Source organism: Pseudomonas lactucae, from assembly GCF_016937615.1.
Classification (GTDB): domain Bacteria; phylum Pseudomonadota; class Gammaproteobacteria; order Pseudomonadales; family Pseudomonadaceae; genus Aquipseudomonas; species Aquipseudomonas lactucae.
Genome location: NZ_JAFHKI010000220.1, coordinates 1 through 6983 on the forward strand (window position 1 = coordinate 1; position 6983 = coordinate 6983).

The window sequence follows — 6983 nt, forward strand, 5'->3', positions numbered from 1 at the left end:
CCCGATTGGGCCCTACCAGACACAGCAAAACCTCCCCTCTACACTGTCCTTGATCAGCCCCCAGCCCAGGCCTACTCTGTTTGCCTGCCCGCGCTGAGCCGCCCACAAGGAAGGCCCCATGTTCGACCACCACGCCACACTCAAAAAACACTTCAGTGCCCTGCGCACCGCCGCCGAATTTTTCTCCCTGCGTTACGTCCGCGAATCCGGCCACTACCTGTCGGTACGCAAGAACGTCGCCGACCCCCCGCACCTGAGCCACGACGAAGGCGCCATGCTCACCGTGCGCCTCAATGGGGTGGAAGCCTACGCCGCGACCAACGATATCTCGCTTGCCGGCCTGCAAGCCGCCCTTGAGCGCGCCGAACAGCAAGCCCGGCGCATCAAACCCCATGCGCTGCTCGACCTGCGCGAACAACCGGTGTCCAGCGACGTCGCCGACTACCTGTCGCCCGACCTCGACCAGCCCTTCCCCGCCTTGAGCGACTGCTACCAACTGCTGGGCGACGAGTCTGCCGCCGTGCCCAAGGACGAGCGCCTGGTGAGCTGGGACGTGAGCCTGGGCCTGACCCACGTCGAGCAGATCTACCTCAACACGGCCGGCGCCGAACTGCGTCAGGCCCAGCGTTTTGTATTCCCCGGCGTCAACGTCACGGCCTTTGATGGCAACGACAGCCAGACCCGTACCCTGGGCGGCACCAACTTCGGCCAGCAAGGCGGCTTTGACGTGATCAGCCGCTTCGGCCTGATCGGCGCGGCGCCACGGGTGGCCGATGAAGCCCTGCAACTGCTGCTGGCGCCGAACACGCCCCAGGGACCACGCGACCTGCTGCTGATGCCCGATCAGATGATCCTGCAGATCCACGAATCCATCGGTCACCCGCTGGAACTGGACCGCATCCTCGGTGACGAACGCAACTACGCCGGCACCAGTTTTGTGAAAGCCAGCGACTTCGGCCATTTGCAATACGGCTCCCCACTGCTCAACGTGACCTTCGACCCGGACATCCCCGAACAGCTCGCCAGCTATAGCCATGACGACGATGGCAGCCGCGCCAGCAAACAATTCCTGATCCGCGAGGGGCTGTTGCTCAAGCCGCTGGGTGGGGCGTTGTCGCAATTTCGTTCAGGCATGAGCGGCGTGGCCAACAGCCGCGCGAGCAGTTGGAACCGCCCGCCGATCGACCGCATGGCCAACCTGAATATCGAGGCTGGCGACAAGAGCCTGGCACAACTGGTGGGTGGCATCGAAAGCGGCATCCTGATGTCGACCAACCGTTCGTGGTCCATTGATGACGCGCGCAACAAGTTCCAGTTCGGCTGCGAATGGGGCCAGTTGATCGAAAACGGCGAACTCAAGGGCGTGGTGAAGAACCCCAACTACCGGGCCATTTCCGCGCAGTTCTGGCGCAAGCTCAGCGCCGTGGGCGACGCCAGCACCTTCAAGGTGTTGGGCACGCCGAACTGCGGCAAGGGCGAACCCAACCAGGTGATCCGCGTCGGCCATGCGTCGCCGGCCTGTGTGTTCAGCAATGTTGACGTATTCGGGGGAGACGCCTGATGAATGATTTCAAGGCACTGGTGCAATGGCTCAAACAGGCCATCACCGACAAGGAACAATTTCACCTCGGCTACGCGGCGGAAGCCTCCGAGTTCGTGCGCTTCAACCACGCCAAGGTACGCCAGGCCGGGCAAGTGCAGCAGGCCAGCATCAACCTTAAACTGATCAACGGCGGCCGGCATGCCGACCTCGGCATCACCCTGGCCGGCGAGCCCGAACTGGACCGTCAGCGCCTCGCCGATGGCCTGCGGCAACTGCGCGAAACCTTACCGTTGTTGCCGCAGGACCCGTACCTGTTGCTCAACCACAACGCCTGGCAAAGCAACAATGAGCAGGCGCGGCCGCTGCCCGAACTGGCGCGGGTGCTGGAAGACATCAGCCAGGCCGCCGACGGCGTCGACTTGGTAGGCATCTACGCCGCCGGCCCGATCAGCCGTGGCTTCGCCAGTTCGGACGGCGCATTCGGCTGGCACCGGGCCAATAGCTTCAACTTCGATTTCAGCCTGTTCCATGCCAATGGCGAAGCCGTCAAAGCCAGCTACGCCGGGCACACCTGGGACAGCGCCGAGTTCATCGCGCGCTTGCAGCAGGCGCGCGAGCAATTGGCGTTCCTCGACCGCCCGTTACACCCGTTGCCGCCCGGACAGTACCGCGCCTACCTGGCGCCGGCCGCGCTGGAAGAAATCATCAGCATCATCACTTGGGGCGGGTTCTCGGCCCAGGCCATCGCCAGCAAAGGCAGTTCGCTGCAACGGCTGTACGCCGGCGAGCAACAGCTGAGCCCGTTGGTGACGGTGAACGAACAGGTCAGCGGCTCCCTGAGCCAGGCGTTCTCCACCGAGGGCTACCCGCGCAGCGACGTGACCCTGATCAACGCCGGCAAGGCCGACGGCCAACTGGTCAATTCGCGCAGCGCCGCCGAATACGGCCTGAGCGCCAACGGCGCCAGCCGCGATGAAGCCCCCAGCGCCTTGCAGATGGCGGCGGGCAGCCTGGCCCAGGCCGATATCCTCAAGCAGTTGGGCACCGGGCTGTACATCAGCAACCTGTGGTACCTCAACTATTCCGACCTGCCGGCGGCGCGCCTGACCGGCATGACGCGTTTTGCCACGTTCTGGGTGGAAGACGGCGAGATCAAGGCACCGGTCAGCACCATGCGTTTTGATGACAGCGTCTACCACTTGCTGGGTTCGCAGTTGGAAGCGCTGACGGCTGAACGCGAACTGCTGCTGTCGGCCAGTACCTACGGGCAGCGCAATACTTCATCCAACCTGCTTCCCGGCGCCTTGATCAAGCGCCTGACACTGACCCTCTAAGCACCAAAATCCCTGTGGGAGGGAGCAAGTCGAATCGTCGCACCGCCCCTCCCACACTGTCTTGTGCTGAATTCAAACCTCTCGGCTTCGGCCCTTCCTACAGTAAATTCTCTTCCTCCCAGCTTGCACGGGCAGCCTGTTGTCGCCCGCAAAAAACCCCGTTATAAGAGTTAATGGCATACCGCCACACCACAGGGAGTGCTGCGATGAACCAGGGAAGTTTCGTCATACAAAAGCTGTTCAAACACTACAACGTCCATGTAGAGCAACTCGGCAACGACCCACACAAGAAGACCGTACTGATGGTCAACGGCGCGCTGTCGACCACGCGCTCCTTCGCCCGTACGAGCAAATGCCTGGCTGCGCATTTCAATGTGCTGCTGTTCGACTTGCCGTTCTCCGGTTATTCGCGCGAACACAACACCGACCTGGACCTGGTGACCAAGGACGATGAAGTACAGATGCTGCGCGCCCTGGTCGAGCGCTTTGAAGTCAACCATCTGGTATCGGCCTCCTGGGGCGGCATCTCGACGTTGCTGACCCTGGCGCATAACCCGCCCTCCATCGAAAGCTCGGTGGTGATGGCCCTGGCGCCCAACCTCAACCCGGCGATGCTCGACTATGTAGAGCGCGTGCGCGTGCTGATCGAGGCCGATGACAAATCCGCCGTCGGTCACTTGCTCAACGAGACGGTCGGCAAATACCTGTCGCCGCGCCTCAAGCGCAACAACCACCGCCACCTGTCGAGCATGGCCACCACCGAGTACCGCCAGGCGCGCTTTCATATCCATCAGGTGCTGGCCCTGGGCGATGGCAACTACCTGCCGGCACTGCGGCAGATTGAAACGCCAGTGCATTTCCTCAACGGCGCCCTGGACGAATACACCCCGGCCGCCGACGCCCAATTGTTCAAGCAATACGTGGGACGCAGCAGCTTCACCGTGGCCGAACACACCGGCCATTTGCTCGATTTGGAGTCCCGCGAGGCCGCGTTGGCGGTGCACCGGGCGCTGTTGAATTTCCTGGTGGGCGAGCACGCAGCGCTGTCGGAATTAGACGAACCGCCAGTGGGAAAAGGCGCGACGAATGACGCATAATCGCCGACACATAGCCTGCTAACAAAAGGGATCCCATGCCGAATCGCGCCCCTCTCGATGCCAAGACCGCCCGCTGGCTCCCCTGGGTGGTGGCAATTGCCTTCTTCATGCAGTCGCTGGATGGGACGATTCTGAACACGGCACTGCCGGCCATGGCCCGGGACCTGGCGGAAAACCCGCTGCGCATGCAAGGGGTGGTGATCGCCTACATGCTCACCGTCGCGTTGCTGATTCCGGCGTCGGGCTGGATCGCCGACCGCTTCGGCACCAAGAAAATCTTCTTTGGCGCGATCATGCTGTTCAGCATCGGCTCCTTGCTGTGCGCCTTGTCCAGCAGCCTGACCATGCTGGTGGGGGCGCGAGTGGTACAGGGCTTGGGCGGTGCGTTGATGTTGCCGGTGGGGCGGCTGGTGGTGTTGCGTGCCTATCCCCGCTCCGAACTGGTGCGGATCATGGGGTTCATCACCATCCCCGGCCTGCTCGGCCCCTTGCTCGGCCCGACCATGGGCGGCTGGATGGTGCAATACCTGACCTGGCACTGGATCTTCCTGATCAACCTGCCGGTGGGCATGATCGGCTGCTACGCCGTGTGGAAATTCATCCCCGACCTGCGCGGCAGCGAGCGCACACGCTTCGATGGCGCAGGCTTCCTGCTGTTTGGCGCGGCGATGGTGCTGATCACCATCGCCATGGAAGGCCTGGGTGAACTGCACCTGCCGCACTTGCGGGTGATGTTGCTGCTGTTCGGCGGGCTGGCGTGCCTGGCGGCTTACTGGCTGCGCGCCGGGCATATCGACCACGCGCTGTTCTCACCGGTGCTGTTCAAGACGCGCACCTTTGCGGTGGGCATCCTGGGCAACCTGTTCGCGCGGCTGGGCAGCGGTGCGCTGCCGTTCCTGGTGCCGCTGCTGTTACAGGTGGCGCTGGGTTATTCGCCGTCGCAAGCCGGCATGAGCATGTTGCCCCTGGCAGCGGCGGCGATGTTTGCCAAGTCCATCGCCCGGCCGCTGATCGAGCGCCTGGGTTACCGCGTGGTGCTGACCGGCAACACCCTGGCGCTGGGGATCATGCTGGCCAGCATGGGGCTGGTCACGGAGCACACGCCCTACCCATTGCTGCTGGGCATGCTGGCGGTACTGGGGGCGATCAACTCGCTGCAATTTACCGCGATGAACACCGTCACCCTGATCGACCTCGACGACGCCCAGGCCAGCAGCGGCAACAGTTTGCTGTCGGTGGTGGCGCAACTGTCCCTGAGCCTCGGCGTGGCCTGCGCCGGTGCGTTGCTCGGCGGGTTTACCGCGGAGTCCGGCAATGACGGCGTGGAAAGCGTGCTCGGCGCGTTTCAGTTGACGTTCCTCACCGTCGGCATCATGGCGATGCTGGCAGCGGCGATCTTCCTGCAATTGTCGCCAAAAGACGGCAAACGCGTGGTCAGCCGCGAACACGATATCGAGCACTAGCGGGCGTCTCGTCGAGAACTTGCAGGGAAAATCCCACGGACTGCTACACTGCGCGACATTTTGTTTTGCAGAGCCAGTCCCGTGACTACCATCGCCACCGCTTTTAATACTTTGCCCCTGTCCGCCGCCATGCTGGCTAACCTCGACTCGCTGGGTTATGTCGAGATGACGCAGATCCAGGCGCAAAGCTTGCCGGTGATCCTCAAAGGGCTGGACCTGATTGCCCAGGCCAAGACCGGCAGCGGCAAGACCGCTGCGTTCGGTATCGGCCTGTTGAACCCGATCAACCCGCGCTACTTCGGCTGCCAGGCGCTGGTGATGTGCCCGACCCGTGAACTGGCCGACCAGGTCGCCAAGGAAATCCGTCGCCTGGCCCGCGCCGAAGACAATATCAAGGTGCTGACCCTGTGCGGCGGCGTGTCCCTCGGCCCGCAGATCGCCTCACTGGAACACGGCGCCCACGTGATCGTCGGCACTCCGGGCCGTATCCAACAACACCTGCGCAAGGGTTCGCTGGTCCTCGACGGTTTGAACACGCTGATCCTCGATGAAGCCGACCGCATGCTCGACATGGGCTTCTACGACGCCATCGAAGACATCATCAGCAAGACCCCGCCACGCCGCCAGACCCTGCTGTTCTCGGCCACCTACCCGGTGAGCATCAAGCAACTGGCGTCGAAGTTCATGCGTGCGCCGCAGCAGGTGAAGGCCGAGGCGTTCCACTCCGACGACCAGATCGAGCAGCGTTTCTACGAAATCTCGCCGGAAGAACGCATGGACGCCGTGACCAAGGTACTGGCGCACTTCCGTCCGGCGTCGTGCGTGGCGTTCTGCTTTACCAAGCAGCAAGTGCAGGAAACCGTGGACCACCTGACGGCCAAGGGCATCTCTGCCGTCGGCCTGCATGGCGACCTGGAACAGCGTGACCGTGACCAGGTGCTGGCCATGTTCGCCAACCGCAGCACCTCGGTGCTGGTGGCCACCGACGTTGCCGCCCGTGGCCTGGACATTGATGCGCTGGACATGGTGATCAACGTCGAACTGGCCCGCGACTCGGAAATCCACATCCACCGCGTGGGCCGTACCGGCCGCGCCGGCGAGACCGGTATCGCCATCAGCCTGGTGGCGCCGTCCGAAGCGCACCGCGCCCAGGCCATCGAGCAACTGCAGAAGTCGCCGCTGAACTGGGACCAACTGGACAACCTCAAGCCGCAAAGCGGTGGTCCGCTGCTGCCGCAGATGAGCACCCTGTGCATCGCCGCCGGGCGTAAAGACAAGGTTCGCCCAGGTGACATTCTTGGCGCCTTGACGGGCGAGGCCGGCATCCCGGGCGCCCAGGTCGGCAAGATCGCCATCTTTGATTTCCAGGCCTTCGTGGCCGTGGAGCGTGGCATCGCCAAGCAGGCGTTGCAGCGGTTGAATGACGGCAAGATCAAGGGCCGTTCGTTGCGCGTGCGGATCCTGTAACGCGGATCTCCAAATTTATCGGAGATCCAATGTGGGAGGGGGCTTGCCCCCGATATAGGTCCGTAGCAGCTGCCGAGCC

Annotated in this window: 5 protein-coding genes; all 5 read left to right on the forward strand. The window is 63.2% G+C overall.

The annotated features are described in order from the left end of the window. Positions 1 to 118: 118 nt before the first annotated feature. The 5 genes from JWR98_RS28480 (at position 119) to dbpA (ending at position 6904) form a co-directional block, all read left to right on the forward strand. Positions 119 to 1561, forward strand: coding sequence for a TldD/PmbA family protein (locus tag JWR98_RS28480; RefSeq protein WP_205491833.1), 1443 nt, complete (start codon positions 119 to 121; stop codon positions 1559 to 1561). Further along, positions 1561 to 2877 carry a TldD/PmbA family protein gene (locus tag JWR98_RS28485; RefSeq protein WP_078734999.1) on the forward strand — a complete coding sequence of 439 codons (1317 nt, stop codon included), beginning with the start codon at positions 1561 to 1563 and terminating at the stop codon, positions 2875 to 2877. Before JWR98_RS28480 ends, JWR98_RS28485 begins: the two co-directional genes overlap by 1 nt. Positions 2878 to 3083: 206 nt before the next feature. After that, positions 3084 to 3974, forward strand: coding sequence for an alpha/beta fold hydrolase (locus JWR98_RS28490; protein WP_078735000.1), 891 nt, complete (start codon positions 3084 to 3086; stop codon positions 3972 to 3974). A gap of 35 nt (positions 3975 to 4009) precedes the next feature. After that, positions 4010 to 5437 (forward strand): multidrug transporter subunit MdtD, encoded by a 1428-nt coding sequence (gene mdtD, locus JWR98_RS28495; RefSeq protein ID WP_078735001.1) that lies wholly within the window; start codon positions 4010 to 4012, stop codon positions 5435 to 5437. A gap of 129 nt (positions 5438 to 5566) precedes the next feature. Continuing rightward, on the forward strand, positions 5567 to 6904 hold the full coding sequence (gene dbpA / locus JWR98_RS28500) for an ATP-dependent RNA helicase DbpA (RefSeq protein WP_232964675.1): 1338 nt from the start codon (positions 5567 to 5569) through the stop codon (positions 6902 to 6904). The last annotated feature ends 79 nt before the right edge of the window (positions 6905 to 6983 follow it).

Bases quoted from the DNA above. Each gene is read 5' to 3' on its own strand.
- JWR98_RS28480 (WP_205491833.1), top strand. From the start codon at position 119: ATGTTCGACCACCACGCCACACTCAAAAAACACTTCAGTGCCCTGCGC.
- JWR98_RS28485 (WP_078734999.1), top strand. From the start codon at position 1,561: ATGAATGATTTCAAGGCACTGGTGCAATGGCTCAAACAGGCCATCACC.
- JWR98_RS28490 (WP_078735000.1), top strand. From the start codon at position 3,084: ATGAACCAGGGAAGTTTCGTCATACAAAAGCTGTTCAAACACTACAAC.
- mdtD (WP_078735001.1), top strand. From the start codon at position 4,010: ATGCCGAATCGCGCCCCTCTCGATGCCAAGACCGCCCGCTGGCTCCCC.
- dbpA (WP_232964675.1), top strand. From the start codon at position 5,567: ATGCTGGCTAACCTCGACTCGCTGGGTTATGTCGAGATGACGCAGATC.